The following is an 18,512-nucleotide window of genomic DNA, read 5'->3' as shown; positions in this document are numbered from 1 at the left end:
GTCCCGCGATGTTCAACACCACTCGACGCCGACTGATGGCAGGAGCCGTCACGCTCGTTGCCGCAGTCTCGTTCGGCCTGCCGGCGACCGCGCAGGACGGCGAGAAAAAGGACAAGGTGAAGGCCGCCTTCGTCTATGTCGGCCCGGTCGGCGATTTCGGCTGGACCTATGCTCACGACCAGGGGCGCAAATATCTGGAGGAGAAGCTCGGCGACAAGGTCGAGACCACCTTTGTCGAAAATGTCGCGGAAGGGCCTGACGCCGAGCGGGTCATCCGCCAGCTCGCCCAGGACGGCAACGACATCGTCTTCACGACTTCCTTCGGCTTCATGAACCCGACCATCAAGGTCGCCAAGCAATTTCCGGACGTGAAGTTCGAGCACGCGACCGGCTACCAGACCGGCTCCGACAATATGGGCCTTTACAATTCCCGCTTCTACGAGGGTCGCGCGGTGCTCGGCACGATCGCCGGGAAGATGTCGAAGAGCGGCAAGGCCGGCTACATCGCCTCCTTCCCGATCCCGGAAGTGGTGATGGGCATCAACGCCTTCACGCTGGCGGCGCGGGCGGTGAATCCGGATTTCGAGACTCAGGTGGTCTGGGTCAACTCCTGGTACGATCCCGCCAAGGAGGCCGATGCGACCAAGGCGCTGCTCAGCCAGGGCGCCGACGTCATCACCCAGCACACCGATTCCCCTGCACCGCTGCAGGCCGCTGAGCAGGGCGGGGCCATCGCCTTCGGCCAGGCCTGGGACATGACCAGCTTCGCGCCCAACGCCCACATGACCGCCATCGTCGACAAATGGGGACCCTATTATGTCGACCGGGTGCAGGCGATGCTCGACGGCACCTGGACGGCCGACAATGTCTGGCTCGGCATGAAGGAGGGCGAGGTCGAGATGGCGCCCTTCAACGACAAGATGCCGGCCGACGTGAAGGAAGCCGCCCAGAAGATTGTCGACGACACCAAGGCCGGCACCTACGAGGTGTTCACCGGGCCGATCAAGGATCAAGCGGGCGAGGTCAAGGTCCCGGAAGGCGAGACCATGTCGGACGAGGACCTTCTGAAGATGGACTGGTACGTCGAAGGCGTGAAGAGCTGAGGCACGGCGCTCTCAAGCGCCCGACGACACGGCAAGGGGCGCTTCGCCGCCCCTTGCCGATACCGAACCCAACAGGCTCGCGCCTTCCCCGTCTCCTGAACGGCGGGCGCATGACAGCCTTATTCGAGACCTATCAGGAGGCACCGCGACAAGGGGGCGGCGCTTCGAGGCAACTCGCGAATGTGGACCTATTTCTCCGAATGGCTGGGCTTCGCCGTGCGCTGGCTGCACGTCGTCACCGCCATCGCCTGGGTCGGCTCGTCCTTCTATTTCATCGCGCTCGACCTCGGCCTACGCAAGCCGCGCGAACTGCCAGACGGCGTCGGCGGCGAAGCCTGGCAGGTGCATGGCGGCGGCTTCTACCATCTGCGGAAATACATGGTCGCGCCGCCAGCGATGCCGGAGGACCTGACCTGGTTCAAATGGGAGAGCTATTCCACCTGGCTGTCCGGTTTCGTGCTGCTTGTCCTGATTTATTACCTCGGCGCCGATCTCTATCTGATCGATCCGGAAAAGGCCGATCTGCCGGTCTGGGGCGCGAGCGCGCTCGGCATTGGCGGGCTGGCGCTAGGCTGGCTGGTCTATGACCGGCTGTGCAAGTCGCCACTGAAGAAGAACGACACGGCCTTGCTCGCCGTCCTGTTCGTTTACGTGGTCGCGGCGAGTTTCCTGTTCTCGGAGGTTTTCTCGGGCCGTGGCGCGATGCTCCACACCGGCGCGATGATCGCCACGCTGATGACCGCCAACGTGTTCCTCATCATCATCCCGAACCAGACAATCGTTGTCGCCGACCTCAAGGCGGGCCGCACGCCCGAGCCACGGCTCGGCCAGGAGGCCAAGCAGCGCTCGCTGCACAACAATTACCTGACGTTGCCGGTTATCTTCCTGATGCTGTCGAACCACTATCCGCTGGCCTTCGCGACGGAGTGGAACTGGGCGATCGCCGGGTTGGTGCTTTTGATCGGCGCGGTCATCCGGCACTACTTCAACACGATGCACGCGACCGGTCGGCAGCTCTGGTGGTGCTGGGCGGTCGCCGGTCTGCTCTTCGCCGCAGTTATCACCCTGTCGGGTGCGCCGGGCTGGCGGGCCGAGGCGAAGTCCGGTGAGGGTGCGGAAGCGTCGCGCCGGTGGGACGGCGACCCGGCCGTCGCGCTGGCCGCCTCGCCGCATTTCGCCGAGGCGGAGGCGATCATCCTGTCGCGCTGCTCCATGTGCCACGCCAGCGAGCCGCTGTGGCCGGGGCTCGCGACGGCGCCGAAGGATATCCGCCTGGAAACGGGAGACGACATCATCCATTACGCATCGCTGATCGAGCGTCAGGCCGTGCGCAGCCACGCCATGCCGCCGGGCAACGTCACTGGCCTCGAACCGGCCGAACGCGAGATCCTTGCCGCGTGGATCGCATCCGGCTCCGGCCGCTATGTCGCCGAAGGCGGGCAACCGTGACACGCCTCGGCGGCAGCATCGCAATCCGGGGGCGCTTGCTCTGGTTCGACGCCGATCCGGCCGAGGAGGGCGAGGGGGCGGCGGTCCGTTACATCGCGGACGGGCTGGTCGTCGTCGACAACGGTATCATCCGCCAAGTCGGCGAGGCTTCGGCGCTGTCACCCCGACTGCGACCCGAAACGCCGGTCGTCGATCATCGCCCGCATCTGGTGATGCCGGGCTTCATCGATCCGCATCTGCACATGCCGCAGACCCAGGTGATCGCCTCCTACGGCACCGAGCTGATGGAATGGCTGGCCAAATACACTTTTCCCGAGGAGAGCCGCTACGGCGACCCGGCGGTGGCGGCCGACGGCGCGCGATTCCTCCTCGACGAGCTTTTGGCGAGCGGCACGACGACGGCCGGCGTCTATTGCACCACGCATCCGGAAAGCGTCGACGCGTTCTTCGCCGAGGCCGCACGGCGGAGCCTGCGCATGGTCGCCGGCAAGGTGATGATGGATCGCGGCGCGCCGCCGGCACTGCTCGACACGGCGGAAACCGGCTATCAGCAGTCCAAGGCGCTGATCCGCCAATGGCATGGCACGGGCCGGCTCGACTATGCCATCACGCCGCGCTTCGCACCGACCTCGAGCGCCGCGCAGCTAGAAGCGTGCGAGGCGCTGGCGGTCGAGCATCCCGATCTCCACATCCAGACCCATCTGTCCGAGAACGCCGCCGAGATCGCCTTCGTCCGGGAGGCGTTCCCCTGGTCGAAGGACTATACGGAAGTCTACGAACGCTTCGGCCTCGTCCGGCCCAAGGCGCTGTTCGGCCACTGCATCCATTTGTCGCAGCGCGAGCGCGAGGCGCTCGCCAAAAAGGGCGCGACGGCAGTGTTCTGTCCGACCTCGAACTTGTTCCTCGGCTCGGGCCTCTTCGACCTCGCCGCTGCGCGCGCCGCCGGCATCAAGGTGGGGCTCGCGACCGACATCGGCGGCGGCACCAGCTATTTGATGCTGCGGACGGCGGCGGAAGCCTACAAGGTGCTGGCGCTGCAGGGGCAGAAACTGCCTGCCTTCGACACCTTCCACATGCTGACCGCCGGCAACGCGGCGGCGATGGGGCTCGACAACCGGATCGGGCGCATCGCGCCGGGGCTCGAGGCCGACCTCGTCGTCCTCGATACCGCGTCGACCTCGGCGCTGCGCCGGCGCATGGCGCGGGTCGAGACGCTGGAGGAAGAGCTGTTCGCGCTGATGATCCTCGGCGACGAACGCACTACTGTCGCGACCTATGCGCACGGCCACCGCGTCTACGACCGCGGGGCGGCGGGTTCGAAGCCATTGCCGCCGCGTCCCGACCATGCGCCTGTGACAGGACCAAAGCAGGCTGGGGAAGCGGCGCAGTAGCAGATCGCATCCGGTAAATATCGCCCACCCACCGCGACAAATGCGTGTTCGCGGCTATCTCCCCTGCAGACAAGGCGACGGCGCCAAATGGTGCTGGCCTGGGGCCGACAAGCAAGGGAGAAGCGGATGCGACTGGTGCGATATGGCGAGAGCGGCGCGGAAAAGCCGGGACTGATCGACGACGAAAACGTTCTTCGCGATCTCTCCAACGAGGTCGACGACATCGCCGGCACGACGCTGTCGAAGGCGGGACTTAAGGCGATCCGCAAGCTCGACCCGAAGAGCCTGCCGAAGGCGGACCCTTCGAACCGCATCGGTCCGCCGGTCGGCCGGGTCGGGAACTTCATCGCGGTGGGGCTTAACTATGCCGACCACGCCAAGGAGTCCGGGATGGACATTCCGGCGGAGCCGATCCTGTTCAACAAGGCGCCGTCTTCGATCGTCGGGCCGCATGACGACGTGATCGTCCCGAAGGGCTCGGACCGGCTCGACTGGGAGGTCGAGATCGCCATCGTGATCGGCGAAGAGGCGCTCTATGTGTCGGAAGAGCAGGCGATGGACCACGTCGCCGGCTTTTGCCTGTGCAACGATGTCTCGGAGCGCACCTTCCAGACGCAGCGCGGTGGGCAGTGGATGAAGGGCAAGAGCGCGCCCAGCTTCGGTCCGCTCGGCCCCTGGCTGGTCACGCCCGATGCGCTCGGCGACCCGCAGGCCGTCGATCTCTGGCTGGACGTCAATGGCGAGCGCATGCAGACCGGCTCGACCGCGACGATGATCTTCCCGATCACCAAGCTGGTCTCCTACATCTCGCAATTCATGCGCCTGATGCCGGGCGACGTGATCACCACCGGGACCCCGCCCGGCGTCGGCATGGGGATGAAGCCGGAGCGTTATCTCAAGCCCGGCGACATCATCACGGTGGGAGGTCGGGGCTTGGGCGAGCAACGCCAGACGGTACAGGCCTTCGCGGGGTGAGCGACGCCAAGGCCGGTTGGACTTTCATCGGATTTGCCGGAACAACCTGCCCGTTTCGACCCTTAATCTGATCGAGCGGGTCATTTCGCATTCCGTACCGGTAGCCGAGACTGGACATGGGACAAAGGTTTCCTATCCCTTAAGGTTCGGAGTTTTTTGCGCGGGAGCGTTACCTCCGCGCATCGTCTTTCCTGACTGTTGAACCTGAAGGCCGTCCATGGACAAACCCGTTGCTGCAGCCCGTCATCCGAAAAAAGCCCCGACAGCCGAGGCCGCCGAGAGCGAAGCGCGTCTGCTGGCGCTGGCCGAAAACCGCATCGCGATCGAGGGCGTCACGCCGGAGATCGATGGCGGACGCTTCGCGGTCAAGCGCGCCGAGGGCGAATCGCTAACTGTCTTAGCCGATGTGTTTTCCGACGGGCACGACGAAATCGCCGCGGCGGTCGTCTATGGTCCGGCGGATGCCGAGGCCTGGAGCGAGACGCCGCTGGCGTTCGTCGCGAACGACCGCTGGTCGGCGGACATCGTCTTCGAGGTTCCAGGCCCCTATCGCTTTTCGATCATCGCCTGGCGCGACCTCTACGCGACCTGGCGGGACGAGGCGACGAAGAAGCGCGACGCGGGCAAGCTGAGCGACCTGGAACTGACCGAAGCGCGTGAACTCGTCAAAAACGCGGCGACGTCAGGGCGTGGCTCCAAGGCCGATCAGAAGGCGGTGGCGAAACTTCACGAGAAGCTGGAAAAGCTCAGCGCCAAGGGTGACGCCGACGGCCAATACGCGCTGATGCAGGCCGCCGACACGATCGCGCTGCTCGACGCCGCTGGCCACCGCACGCATCTGTCGCGCTACCCGATCGACGTGCCCGTCTGGGTCGACCGGACGGCGGCGGCGTTCTCGGCCTGGTACGAACTGATGCCGCGCTCGCAGTCCGGTGACGCGAGCCGGCACGGAACCTTCGACGACGTTATCAAGCGCCTGCCCGACATTCAGGAGATGGGCTTCGACGTTCTGTATTTTCCGCCGATCCACCCGATCGGAAGCACCAACCGCAAGGGCAAGAACAATTCGCTGACGCCGGGGCCTGACGATCCCGGTAGCCCCTATGCGATCGGGTCCGACGAGGGCGGTCACGACGCCATCCATCCCGAGCTCGGCAGCTTCGAGGATTTCGCGCGGCTGGTCGAGGCGGCCAAGCAGCATGGACTGGAAATCGCCATTGACTTCGCCATCCAGTGCTCGCCGGACCATCCATGGATCAAACAGCACCCGGAATGGTTCGACTGGCGTCCCGACGGGACCATCAAATTCGCCGAGAACCCGCCGAAGAAATACGAGGACATCGTCAACGTCCATTTCTATCGCGGCGCGCTGCCGTCGATCTGGTACGAATTGCGGGACATCGTCCTGTTCTGGCTCGACAAGGGCGTCAGGATCTTCCGCGTCGACAATCCCCACACCAAGCCGTTTCCGTTCTGGGAATGGATGATCGCGGAGGTGCGCAAGGTCGATCCCGGCGTGGTGTTCCTCGCCGAGGCCTTCACCCGGCCGAAGGTGATGAAGCGGCTCGGCAAGGTCGGCTACAACCAGTCCTATTCCTATTTCACCTGGCGCAACGCCAAGGCGGAGCTGACCGAGTATCTGACCGAGCTGACGCGCACGGAAGCGGCCGAATACATGCGGCCGAACTTCTTCGTGAATACGCCGGACATCAACCCGATCTATCTCCAGGTCAGCGGTCGGCCGGGGTTTCGCACCCGCCTCGCCCTCGCCGCGACGCTTGCCGGCAATTACGGCGTCTATTCGGGTTTCGAGCTCTGCGAGTTCCTGCCGGTTCCGGACAAGGAAGAATATCTCAACTCCGAGAAATACGAGATTCGCGCCTTCGACTGGAAGGCCGAGGGCAATATTCGCGACGACATCACCTTCTTCAACCGGCTGCGCCGCTCGGAAAAGGCGATGCAGGATTTCCGGAGCCTCGCCTTCTACAATTTCCACAACGACCACATCCTCTATTACGGCAAGCGGACGGCCGATCTTTCCTCCTTCCTGCTCTTCGCCGTCACCCTTGATCCGCATGCGCCGCAGGGCGGCCATTTCGAGGTGCCCTTATGGGAGTTCGGGCTGCCGGACGACGGGTCGGTGATGGTCGAGGACCTGGTCACCGGTCAGAGCTTCGCCTGGAAGGGCAAGGTCCAGCACTGGTGGATGAACCCGCACGACCGGCCCTACGCCGTCTTCAAGATATCCCGCTGACACCCCAACGCCGGAAGCTGCAACCAACATGAACGAGCAAGTCTCCATCGCTCCGAATGAGCCGACCCCGGGCCCCGATCCCGAGGCCATGGACTGGTACAAGGACGCGATCATCTACCAGCTCCACGTCAAGACCTTCGCCGATTCGAACGGCGATGGGATCGGAGACTTCGCCGGGCTTCTCGACCGGCTGGACTATGTCCAGGAGCTCGGGGTCACGGCCATCTGGCTGTTGCCGTTCTATCCCTCGCCGCTCCGCGACGACGGCTACGACATCGCCGACTATCGCTCGGTCAATCCGTCCTACGGCAATCTGGAAGACATCGAGCGATTGATCGAGGAAGCGCATAAGCGCGGCCTGCGGGTGATCACCGAGTTGGTCATCAACCACACCTCCGACCAGCATCCTTGGTTCAAGGCGGCGCGCAACGCGCCGAAGGGCTCGCCCGAGCGCGATTTCTACGTCTGGGCCGATGACGACAAGGGCTACGACCAGACCCGCATCATCTTCCTCGATACGGAGACATCGAACTGGACCCGGGACCCGGTGGCGGGTCAATATTTCTGGCACCGCTTCTATTCGCACCAGCCGGATCTGAACTTCGACAATCCGAAGGTCATGGAGGAAGTGCTGTCGGTCATGCACTTCTGGCTGGATAAGGGCGTCGACGGTCTGCGGCTCGACGCGATTCCTTATCTGGTCGAGCGGGAAGGCACCAACAACGAGAACCTACCCGAGACCCACGTCGTCCTGAAGGCCATCCGCACGGATCTCGACAAACACTATCCCGACCGGATGCTGTTGGCCGAGGCCAATCAGTGGCCGGAGGACACGCACCCCTATTTCGGCGACGGCGACGAATGCCACATGGCGTTCCACTTCCCGCTGATGCCGCGCATGTACATGGCGCTGGCCCAGGAGGACCGGCACCCGATCACCGACATCATGCGGCAGACGCCGGAAATCCCGGAAAACTGCCAATGGGCGATCTTCCTGCGCAATCATGACGAGCTGACGCTGGAAATGGTCACCGAGGAAGAGCGGGACTATCTGTGGTCGACCTATGCCAGCGATACGCGGGCGCGGATCAATCTCGGTATTCGCCGGCGCTTGGCGCCGCTGATGGGCAACGACCGGCGAAAGGTGGAACTCCTCAACGCCCTGTTGATGTCGATGCCGGGCACGCCGACCATCTATTACGGCGACGAGATCGGGATGGGCGACAACTATTATCTCGGCGATCGCGACGGCGTGCGCACCCCGATGCAATGGTCCGCCGACCGCAATGGCGGCTTTTCCCGCGCCGACCCGCAACGGCTCTATCTTCCGGTGATCCAGGACCCGGTCTACGGCTATCAGGCGGTCAACGTCGAGGCGCAGTCCAACAATCCGTCCTCGCAGCTCAACTGGATGCGGCGCCTGATTCAGGTCCGGCGTACCAAGGAGGCCTTTGGCCGTGGGGAGATAACCTTCCTTTATCCCTCCAACCGCAAGATTCTCGCCTATCTGCGCGAATATGGCGGTGAGCGCATCCTGTGCGTCGCCAATTTGTCGAGTTCGGCCCAGGCGGTGGAATTGGATCTCTCCGCCCACGCCGGCGCGACGCCGGTGGAAATGCTCGGGCTTTCGGTTTTTCCGACAGTGGGGTCGGGAAGCTACGTTCTGACGCTGCCGGCCTACGGTTTCTTCTGGTTCGACCTGGCTTCCTCGGGGCGTGAATCCCCCGAACCGGCGCCGCTTCCGGCCTTCTCGACGATTGTCGCCGCCAACGACCTTCACGGCACGATCAACACGCGCAACCAGCAAGAGATGGAATCCGTTCTGCCGGAGTTCATCGCGGGGCAGCGTTGGTTCGCCGGCAAATCCGAGCGGCCGGGCAGGGTGCGGGTGGACGTGCTCGGTCCTCCGCCGATGGGTTCGCGGCGGCATCTCTTCACCGAATTGACCGTGACCACGGCCGAGGGCGAGCACCGTTATCTGCTGCCGCTCAGCGCCAGGTGGGGAGAAGACAATCTCCATCATCAGGCGCCGATGCTTCCCTACACCTTGATGAAGATCCGCCAGGGGCCGCGGATCGGCGCGGTCGTCGACGGGGCACGCGATCCCGATCTCGCCAAACTCGTGGTGGCCATGATCGCCGACGGCAAGACGATCGATCTCGCCGGCGGCGCCTTCGAGATCGCGACATCGCAATCGGCGCATGAGGCGCTGACGCGGGCGGCCGAGGTCGAGGCCGACGACATCCATGCGCTGAGTGGCGAGCAGTCGAACACCTCGTTGCAAATCGGCCAGGAGGCGATCCTGAAATTCTATCGTCGTTTGCGCGACGGCATCCAGCCGGAGCTGGAGGTCACGCGCTTCCTGACCGAGAAGACTAATTTCGAAGCAGCCCCCGCTCTGCTCGGCTCGATCGAACTGGTTCGCCAGGACGGCAGCCGGACGGCGGTCGCCGCCTTGTTCGAGCAAGTGTTGAATCAAGGCGACGCCTGGACGGTGGTTACCGATGCGCTGTCCCGATATCTGCGCGATAACGCCTATGGCCAGCAGCCGACCGGCGATGAAAGCGCAGACCTCGGAGCCCTCGGCGGAGAGCCGCAACTGGCCATCCAGATCGACCCCGGCGCGGTCATCGGCACACGAACCGGCGAGATGCACGCCGCGTTGGCGACGAAGACCGGCGACGCCGCTTTCGATCCCGAGCCGATCGACGCGGCAGCGCTTGCCGAGATCGTCGCGGAAGCCAAGCGCGAGGTGAGCGATACGCTCGTTGCGCTGTCGCGCATGCGGCACGCGGTCGGTGATTCCGCGGCTGACGGGGTGGAGCGGTTGCTCGGCGCGGAAAAGGACATCCTGACCTGGTTCGACGGTTTTTCGCGTCTGGCGGTATCGACGCATCGGACCCGTATCCACGGCGACTACCATCTCGGCCAGGTGCTGGTCGCCAAGAACGACGTGGTCATCCTCGACTTCGAGGGAGAGCCGGGTCGGCCGCTGGAGGAGCGACGGCGCAAATCGTCGCCGCTGCGGGACGTTGCTGGCATGCTGCGGTCCTTCGATTACGCCGCCTTCGCGGCCCGTGACAAGGCGGGACCGGCGGACGACGCCACGGTGGAGCGTCTGCGCGAGATGGCGGAAAGCTGGCGCGACGAGGTGGCCGAGAGCTTCCTCGTCCATTGGAGTGCGGCCTCGGGCATCGCGCTGGACGATCCGGCCACGGCGCAACTGCTCGATCTCTTCGTGCTGCAGAAGGCTTTCTACGAACTTCGCTACGAGGCGGCGATGCGGCCGGCTTGGCTGTCGATCCCGCTGCGCGGGATCGTCGCGCTCCTCGAGAAACGACAGGTTTTGAAATGAACAAGACAGCACAAAAGAGCGGTGGAGGGGCCATGGTCGACCACCGCCCGAATGAGCACGAAGCGCATGAGATCGGTCGCGGCGTGCATGGAGATCCCTTCGCCGTGCTCGGGCCGCGGCCGGTCCAAGGCGGCTCGATTGTGCGGGTTTTTCGGCCTGGCGCCGAAGCGGCGGCCGTCGTCGATGGCAAGGGCAAGGTCCTTGGCGAGCTCGAACGCTTCGGTCCCGCAGGGTTTCATTCCGGTTTCGTCCCAGGCCTCAAGCCCGGCGACGTCTATCGGCTGCAATACGTCCATGGCGGCGACCATTGGCAGGAGGAGGACGTCTATCGCTTCGGAACCATTTTGGGCGAACAGGACGTCTATCTTCTCAACGAAGGCAATCACTACCGCCTTTACGAAAAGCTCGGTGCCCATCCGACCACGATGGACGGCATCCAGGGAACGGCCTTTGCCGTGCTTGCGCCGAGCGCGCGCCGTGTGTCGGTGGTGGGCAATTTCAATTCCTGGGACGGCCGCCGTCACGTCATGCGCAAGCGCCACGAATGTGGCGTCTGGGAGCTGTTCGTTCCCGCCGTCGGAAGGGGTGAGGTCTACAAATACGAACTGACCGGGCCAGACGGCAATATCATGCCGCTAAAGGCCGATCCCGTCGGTTTCCTGCAAGAAGCGGCACCGTCGACGGCCTCCGTCGTGGAAGGGCTGGTCGAGCACGACTGGCAGGACGGCGAATTCCAGAAGCATGGCGCCGACTGGCAGGATCGCGAAAAGCCCATCTCGATCTACGAGGTGCATCTGGGCTCCTGGCGCCGGGGCGACGACAGCAGCTTCCTCACCTACGACGCGCTGGCCGATGAACTCGTGTCCTATGTCACGGACATGGGCTTTACCCATGTGGAGTTCCTGCCGGTCTCCGAACATCCGTTCTATGGCTCATGGGGCTACCAGCCGATCGGGCTTTACGCCCCAACCTCCCGCTACGGCTCGCCCGAGGCCTTCGCCCGCCTCGTCGACGCGCTGCACCAGGCCGACATCGGCGTCCTGCTCGACTGGGTGCCGGGGCATTTCCCGACCGATATTCACGGGCTCGGCCAGTTCGACGGGACCGCACTCTACGAACATCCCGACCCACGCCGCGGCTTCCACAAGGACTGGGACACGCTGATCTACAATTACGGACGGCCGGAGATCGACAACTATCTGGTCGCCAACGGGCTCTACTGGCTCGACCGTTTCCACATCGACGGGCTGCGTGTCGATGCCGTCGCCTCGATGCTTTATCTCGACTATTCGCGCGAGCATGGCGAGTGGGAGCCCAACATTCATGGCGGGCGCGAGAACCTCGAGGCGATGGCGTTCCTGAAGGACACCAACGAGCGCGTCGGCGAGTACTATCCGAAGGCGACCACCCATGCCGAGGAGTCGACCGCCTTCCCCGACGTCTCCAAGCCGACCTTCGCCGGCGGCCTCGGTTTCCACTTCAAATGGAACATGGGCTGGATGCACGACACGCTCGAATTCATGTCGAAGGAGCCGGTGCATCGGCGCTATCACCATCACCAGATGACCTTCGGCATGGTCTATGCCTATTCGGAAAATTTCGTGCTGCCGCTCAGCCATGACGAGGTGGTCTACGGAAAGGGCTCGCTGCTCGGCAAGATGCCGGGCGACCAATGGCAGAAATTCGCCAATCTCAGGGCCTATTTCGGCTTCATGTGGACGCATCCGGGCAAGAAGCTCATCTTCATGGGGGGCGAGTTCGGCCAGTCGCGCGAGTGGAACCACGATTTGTCCCTCGACTGGCATCTGCTCGAATACGCCGAGCACAAGGGCGTGCAGCGCCTCGTGCGCGATCTCAACACCATGTACCGGGAGATCCCCGCGCTCCACCAACTCGACTGCGATCCCGCCGGTTTCGAGTGGGTCGACACATCGAATGTCGAGCAGAGCGTGATTGCCTTTCTGCGCAAGGACCGCGACGACAAGCCGGTGCTCGTCGTCTCCAACTTCACGCCGATGCCACGACACGACTACCGGATTGGCGTTCCGTCAGGCGGCAAGTGGGTGGAGCGGCTGAACACCGACGCGGAGATCTACGGCGGCTCGAATGTCGGCAATCTCGGCGGCAAGGAAGCCGAGGAACACTCGGTCCATGGCCGCCCCTATTCGGTGTCGCTGACCCTGCCGCCTCTGGCGACGATCGTGCTCGTCCAGGAAGGCTGACGCTGTCGGCAAGACGGACTTATACCAACCTGCGGTGATAGGGACCTATTCGATGGCGCTGGACGGGCTTGTCCGGCCAGGAGCGCCGCGCGGTTCGATGCGGCGCATCGGGCAAGCGGTGCAACGCCGTCCGGCAAGCCCGTACAGCCCACCGAAGGCCGGGTGCTCGCCGCGCCTGCATTCGTCGCGGGCCTCGCCCGATGCGCCGCATCGCGCGTCGTCCCGCTCCTCGCCACGCATCGGCGATCGTCCCGGTCGAAGGGGTTCCTATCACCGCAGGTTGGTATTAGACCTCGGACGGGGGTGACATTCCGTCCGGACTGCCCTGAACATCGCGGAGCGTGGTGAGGGGCGAACCGTGCGGGGCGACCACGACGCTGAACGAGCCGTCTGTCTCCAGCACGACGGCCCGTACATTGGCGAGGTCGGCGGTCCCTTGCGAACGGATCGCCGCCAGGACCTCCTGCTCGGTGACCCGCTCCTTCGAGAGCATGGCCGATAGAAAGCGGCCGTCGAAGAACAGCAGTGTCGGCTCCGCCTTGACGAGGTTTTGAACCGGCTTCCATCGCAGCGACGTCCATGCGACTGCGTATTGCAGGCCGCAAAGGAGGACGAAGGCGAAAAGGCCCTCAGACAGCGAGGTGTCCTCGTTCAAAATCACCGACGCCAGGATCGAGCCCAACGCGACAGTGACGACAAGGTCGAAGGCGTTCATCTTCGACAGTGTGCGCTTGCCGGTGGTTCGCAGGAGCAAAACCAGCCCGGCGTAAGCGAGAATGCCGGTCACCAGGATTTGCCACAAGTCGTACCAGCTATCGAATATCACGAGCCACTCCGATCGATTATTTTAAGGGCGGCGCCAAACGCCTCTCAGCGCTCGGCTGACATGATCAAGCCAGTCCTTGGGGGCGGCGCAGATCCAGCGTCATCGGGAACGTCGGGTTCGGTGCCTCGGCGGCCGGCTCGAAGCTGCCGGGCGTATGGCCGATGTCCTCGAACCGCGCGAGCCGGCGCGCCTCGGCCTCGTAGGAATTGACCGGGAAGACGTCGTAGTTCAGCCCGCCCGGATGCGCGACATGGTAGATGCATCCCCCCAGGGAGCGCTTCGACCAGCGATCGTAGATGTCGAAGGTCAGCGGTGCGTCGACGGGGATCGTCGGGTGGAGGCCCGAGGCCGGCTGCCACGCCTTGTAGCGGACGCCGGCGACGGCATCCTTGCCGCTGCCCGTTGCGGTCATCGGCACTTCGCGGCCGTTGCAGGTGACCAGGTGCCGGGCCGGATCGAAATTCGTCATCTTGACCTGCAGACGCTCGACCGAGGAGTCGACGAAGCGGACCGTGCCGCCGATCGCGCCGGTCTCGCCCATCACATGCCATGGCTCCAACGCCTGACGCAGTTCGAGCGTGACGCCGCCGCGCTCGATCTTGCCGCAGAACGGAAAGCGGAACTCGGCCTGCGCCTCGAACCATTCGGGCCGCATCGGATAGCCGGCGTCGCCGAGATCGGCGAGGACGTCCAGAAAGTCCTGCCAGACGAATTCCGGCAGCATGAAGCGATCGTGCAGCGTGGTGCCCCAGCGGACGAACTTGCCGGTTTGCGGCGACTTCCAGAATTTTGCGATCAGCGCCCGGATCAGCAGTTGCTGGGCAAGGCTCATGCGGGCTTCTGGCGGCATCTCGAAGCCGCGAAACTCGACGAGCCCGAGGCGGCCGGTCGGACCATCCGGCGAAAACAGCTTGTCGATACAGATCTCGGCCCGGTGGGTGTTGCCGGTGACGTCGATCAACAGGTTGCGAAACAGCCGGTCGGTCATCCACGGCGGCACCAGCGACGACTCGGCCGGGATCTGCGCCATGGCGATTTCGAGCTCGTAGAGCTGGTCGTGCCTGGCCTCGTCGATGCGCGGCGCCTGGCTGGTCGGTCCGATGAACAGGCCGGAGAACAGATAGGACAGGGACGGGTGGCGCTGCCAGTAGAGGACCAGCGACTTCAACAGATCGGGCCGGCGCAGGAACGGCGAATCCAGCGGCGTCGCGCCGCCGACGACCACATGGTTGCCGCCGCCCGTACCGGCGTGCTTGCCGTCGATCATGAACTTGTTGGTACCGAGGCGCGACAGCCGCGCCTCCTCGTAGACCGCCGTGGTGATGTCGACGCTGTCCCGCCAGGAGGCCGACGGGTGGACATTCACCTCGATGACGCCAGGGTCCGGCGCGACCCGAATGACGTTGAGGCGGGGATCTTCAGGCGGCGGGTAGCCCTCGACCTGCAGCGGGAGGCCTTCGGCTTCGGCCACATCCTCGACCGCGCCGAGAAGGTCGAGATAGGATTCGACCGTCTCCAGCGGCGGCATGAACACGCAGAGCTTGCCGTCGCGGGGTTCGATCGCCAACGCGGTGCGCACTGAGCCTTCGATCTCGGTCGGCGACGGGTCGGGCGTGCCGGCGCCGGCTGACGGGCGACCGGTGGGAGACGTATCGTTGGCGGTGACGGGATCCGCCATCGTCCGGCGCTCGCCGCCACTGCCACGCCGTGGCTGCATTTCGACACGCCCGTATTGGGTGCGGTTCTGCGGCGGCAGCGACGGGAAGGGCTGCATCGGATCGGCCGGGTGGGTGTAGGGATAATCCTCGTCATCCAGATGCGGGATGGCGCCGAGCGGCAGGCGGTAGCCGAGGGCGCTGTCGCCGGGTGCGAGGAACAGATGCCCGCGCCGCGTCGTCCAGCGTTCGGACTGCCAGCGGATATTGCCTCTCGCCTGCCAGGCCTGGACCGGCAACACGTAGCCGGCCGGTTGCGACAGGCCGCGATCGAACACCTTGGCGAGACGCGCGCGCTCCTCGCGGTCTTCCAGCTTGGAATCGGTCGGTTCGACGTTTTCGGGAAGCTGGGCCTCGCGGGCCAACCAATAGGCCGAATCCTCGAAGGCCGGGGCGGCATAATCCGGATCGATGCCGAGAACTTCGGCGACCTTGCGCGAGAGGCGTTCCGCCTCCTTGACTCCGACCGGCTGCGCGTCGGTCTCGCGGGCGACGAGGTCGACGTTTTTCCAGATCGGCACGCCGTCCTTGCGCCAGTAGAGCGAGAAGGTCCAGCGCGGCAGGGTCTCGCCGGGATACCACTTGCCCTGGCCGTAATGCAGGAACCCGCCGGGGGCGAAACGGTCGCGCAGGCGCCGGATGAGGTCGTCGGCGAGGCCGCGCTTCATCGGTCCGGTCGCGTCGGCATTCCACTCGGCCGATTCGAAATCATCGATAGAAACGAAGGTCGGCTCGCCGCCCATGGTCAGCCGGACGTCGCCGGCGACGAGATCGGCATCGACCCGCTCACCCAGCGCGTTGAGAGCCTGCCAACTCTCCTCGGAAAACGGATGGGAGATGCGCGGCCGCTCGGCGATGCGCTCGACCGTCATTTCGAAGTCGAATTCGACCTCGGCGAAACTGACGGCGCCGGTGATCGGTGCGGCCGAGCGAAAATGCGGGGTCGCGGCGAGCGGAACGTGGCTTTCGCCGGTCATCAGCCCGGATGTCGGGTCGAGCCCGATCCAGCCGGCGCCCGGCAGATACACCTCCGCCCAGGCGTGCAGGTCGGTGAAATCGACGTCGGTGCCGGTCGGCCCGTCGAGCGCCACCGTGTCGGGCTTCAACTGGATGAGGTAGCCGGAGACGAACCTGGCCGCGAAGCCGAGATGGCGCATGATCTGCACCAGCAGCCAGGAGGTGTCCCGGCAGGAGCCGGATCCGCGTTCGAGCGTCTCCTCGGGCGTCTGGACGCCCGGCTCCATCCGCACCAGATAGTCGATCTTCTGTTCGAGCGAGCGGTTGAGCCCAACCAGAAAATCGACCGTGTGCGTCTCGCTGCGGTCAAGTTCTTCCAGATATCGGGCCAGCAGCGGCCCGGCGGGCTCGGCGTCGAGATAAGCGGCCAGATCGGTTTTCAGTGGCTCTTCATAGGCGAACGGCCAAGCCTCGGCGGCCTCCTCGACGAAGAAGTCGAAGGGATTGTAGACGGTCATGTCGGCGACGAGGTCGACCTCGATGCGAAATTCCGTCGCCGGTTCAGGGAACACGAACCGCGCCAGATAGTTGCCGAAGGGGTCCTGCTGCCAGTTGACGAAATGCGGCTCGGGCAGGACCTTCAGCGAATAGGAAGGGACCTTCGTCCGCGAATGGGGCGCGGGCCGCAACCGCACAACCTGCGGACCGAGGCGCACGGGCCGATCGTAGCGGTAGTGGGTGACGTGGTGAAGGGCTGCGAGGATTGACATCGGGGCTTTCGTTGGATCGGTTCCGGCGGGACGGCCATTGGACAATAGGGCTTTGGCGCCGCCCGGCAAACCGCCCGGCCCCGCCAAACGGGCGGGAAGGCGCTTCCATTCGACGGCATGCGGCCGGAACCACGGGGCCGTTCGCCTGTTCATGGGCGCGGCGCGGCTGGCGCAAGAAGCATTTTGGGATTCGACATCATGAAGCTGTTTTCCTGCCCGTCCTGCTCCCAAGTGGTGTTCTTCGAGAACGTCGTCTGCGAACGCTGCAACCACGCGCTCGGCTACGAGCCACGCTCGAACCGGATGCTCGCTCTGGAGCCTGCCGATGGATTGTGGGTGGAGGCGGGGCGCCATTCGCAGGGACGACGCTGGAAATATTGCCAGAACCATCAATACGGGGTCTGCAACTGGCTGATCGCCGCGGACAGCGGAGACGGGCTTTGCGCCGCCTGTCGGCACAATGTCACCGTGCCCGACCTTGCCGACGCCGAGAACATCTCGCTTTGGCGCCGCATGGAGGGCGCCAAGCACCGGATGATCTATACCGCGATGCGGCTCGGCCTGCCGCTGCAAACCCGCGACGAGCATCCCGAGGGGCTTGGCTTCGAATTCCTCTCCAGCGATACCGCGACCGGCGAGGCGGTGATGACCGGCCACGACGATGGTTTGATCACCATTGCCTTGGCCGAGGCCGACGACGCCGAGCGGGAGAATCGGCGCACCGCCATGGGCGAGCCCTATCGCACGCTGCTCGGCCACTTCCGGCATGAGGTTGGTCACTGGTACTGGGACCGCCTGGTGCGCGACGGTGGCGCGCTGGAGGCCTGCCGCGTGGTCTTCGGAAACGATGAACAGGATTACAGCGACGCGCTGCAGGCGCATTACGCCAACGGGCCGAGGCCCGACTGGCAGAATTTCTTCGTCTCATCCTATGCCGGCTCGCACGCCTGGGAGGATTTCGCCGAGACCTGGGCGCATTATTTCCACATCGTCGATACGCTGGAGACCGGCAATAGCTGGGGGGTGACGGTCGATCCGCGGGTCGACGGCCAGGGTCTTCTGACGACGACGATCAATTTCGACGTCTTCGCCCATGAGATCACGATCCAGGAAGTCGCGGAGGCTTGGCTGGCGCTCTCGGCAGCGCTGAATTCCTTCAATCGCTCGATGGGTCATTCCGACCTCTATCCGTTCGTCCTCAACGAGGTCGTCATTGGCAAGCTGGGCTTCATCCACGATCTGGTTCACGGCCGGATTGGTCACGGCAGGCAGACGTGGCAGGCGGAATGACGCGACATCCCCTGAGGCGCGCGCGCCTCACGCGGCCCCGAGGCGCCGGATTCGCCAGCAATAGAAAAAATAGACGGCGCCTGAGGGTGGAACGTTCCGTTGCCGCTCCAATTAGCCTTCATGGGACGGGTAATGGAAGCGAGTCCGTGCGATGGCCGAGGCGCTATCGCGCGCCGCTGACTTTTTTCCCGCGAATTTTTGATCG

At 64.6% G+C, this 18,512-nt stretch carries 10 protein-coding genes; 8 read left to right on the top strand and 2 right to left on the bottom strand.

The genetic code is table 11. The features are described 5' to 3' along the window. Positions 1 to 8 precede the first annotated feature (8 nt). From VQ044_RS04665 to glgB, 7 genes are all read left to right on the top strand, one after another. Positions 9 to 1,103, top strand: a complete 1,095-nt coding sequence (locus VQ044_RS04665; protein WP_327645576.1) for a BMP family ABC transporter substrate-binding protein — start codon at positions 9 to 11, stop codon at positions 1,101 to 1,103. Between the two features lie 180 nt (positions 1,104 to 1,283). Continuing rightward, positions 1,284 to 2,552 (top strand): urate hydroxylase PuuD, encoded by a 1,269-nt coding sequence (locus VQ044_RS04660; RefSeq protein WP_327645574.1) that lies wholly within the window; start codon positions 1,284 to 1,286, stop codon positions 2,550 to 2,552. Further along, a complete protein-coding gene (gene guaD / locus VQ044_RS04655; RefSeq protein ID WP_327645572.1) occupies positions 2,549 to 3,943 on the top strand; it encodes a guanine deaminase in 1,395 nt (464 codons plus the stop codon). Before VQ044_RS04660 ends, guaD begins: the two co-directional genes overlap by 4 nt. Before the next feature lie 126 nt (positions 3,944 to 4,069). Beyond that, positions 4,070 to 4,918, top strand: a complete 849-nt coding sequence (locus VQ044_RS04650; protein WP_327645570.1) for a fumarylacetoacetate hydrolase family protein — start codon at positions 4,070 to 4,072, stop codon at positions 4,916 to 4,918. A gap of 217 nt (positions 4,919 to 5,135) precedes the next feature. Beyond that, the gene (locus tag VQ044_RS04645; RefSeq protein WP_327645568.1) at positions 5,136 to 7,172 is read left to right on the top strand and encodes an alpha-1,4-glucan--maltose-1-phosphate maltosyltransferase; all 2,037 of its coding nucleotides are present in this window, start codon (positions 5,136 to 5,138) and stop codon (positions 7,170 to 7,172) included. A gap of 28 nt (positions 7,173 to 7,200) precedes the next feature. Further along, positions 7,201 to 10,527 (top strand): maltose alpha-D-glucosyltransferase, encoded by a 3,327-nt coding sequence (treS, locus tag VQ044_RS04640; protein WP_327645566.1) that lies wholly within the window; start codon positions 7,201 to 7,203, stop codon positions 10,525 to 10,527. Positions 10,528 to 10,559: 32 nt separating this feature from the next. Beyond that, positions 10,560 to 12,749: a 1,4-alpha-glucan branching protein GlgB gene (gene glgB, locus VQ044_RS04635; protein ID WP_327645564.1), complete on the top strand. Its 2,190-nt coding sequence runs from the start codon at positions 10,560 to 10,562 to the stop codon at positions 12,747 to 12,749. Positions 12,750 to 13,035: 286 nt separating this feature from the next. Here the strand turns inward: glgB and VQ044_RS04630 are convergent, their stop codons facing one another. Both VQ044_RS04630 and VQ044_RS04625 read right to left on the bottom strand, forming a co-directional pair. Continuing rightward, positions 13,036 to 13,575: a DUF421 domain-containing protein gene (locus VQ044_RS04630; RefSeq protein WP_327645562.1), complete on the bottom strand. Its 540-nt coding sequence runs from the start codon at positions 13,573 to 13,575 to the stop codon at positions 13,036 to 13,038. Positions 13,576 to 13,639: 64 nt separating this feature from the next. Further along, on the bottom strand, positions 13,640 to 17,017 hold the full coding sequence (locus tag VQ044_RS04625; RefSeq protein WP_327645560.1) for a transglutaminase family protein: 3,378 nt from the start codon (positions 17,015 to 17,017) through the stop codon (positions 13,640 to 13,642). A gap of 198 nt (positions 17,018 to 17,215) precedes the next feature. Between VQ044_RS04625 and VQ044_RS04620 the strand changes: the two genes are divergently transcribed. Further along, positions 17,216 to 18,307, top strand: a complete 1,092-nt coding sequence (locus tag VQ044_RS04620) for a zinc-binding metallopeptidase family protein (RefSeq protein ID WP_327645558.1) — start codon at positions 17,216 to 17,218, stop codon at positions 18,305 to 18,307. Positions 18,308 to 18,512 lie beyond the last annotated feature (205 nt).

Origin of the sequence: Aurantimonas sp. C2-5-R2 (genome assembly GCF_036549495.1) — a bacterium.
Classification (GTDB): domain Bacteria; phylum Pseudomonadota; class Alphaproteobacteria; order Rhizobiales; family Rhizobiaceae; genus Aurantimonas; species Aurantimonas coralicida_A.
This window is presented reverse-complemented; position numbering and strand designations above follow the sequence as displayed.

Bases quoted from the DNA above. Each gene is read 5' to 3' on its own strand.
- VQ044_RS04665 (WP_327645576.1), top strand. From the start codon at position 9: ATGTTCAACACCACTCGACGCCGACTGATGGCAGGAGCCGTCACGCTC.
- VQ044_RS04660 (WP_327645574.1), top strand. From the start codon at position 1,284: ATGTGGACCTATTTCTCCGAATGGCTGGGCTTCGCCGTGCGCTGGCTG.
- VQ044_RS04650 (WP_327645570.1), top strand. From the start codon at position 4,070: ATGCGACTGGTGCGATATGGCGAGAGCGGCGCGGAAAAGCCGGGACTG.
- VQ044_RS04645 (WP_327645568.1), top strand. From the start codon at position 5,136: ATGGACAAACCCGTTGCTGCAGCCCGTCATCCGAAAAAAGCCCCGACA.
- treS (WP_327645566.1), top strand. From the start codon at position 7,201: ATGAACGAGCAAGTCTCCATCGCTCCGAATGAGCCGACCCCGGGCCCC.
- glgB (WP_327645564.1), top strand. From the start codon at position 10,560: ATGGTCGACCACCGCCCGAATGAGCACGAAGCGCATGAGATCGGTCGC.
- VQ044_RS04625 (WP_327645560.1), bottom strand. From the start codon at position 17,017: ATGTCAATCCTCGCAGCCCTTCACCACGTCACCCACTACCGCTACGAT.
- VQ044_RS04620 (WP_327645558.1), top strand. From the start codon at position 17,216: ATGAAGCTGTTTTCCTGCCCGTCCTGCTCCCAAGTGGTGTTCTTCGAG.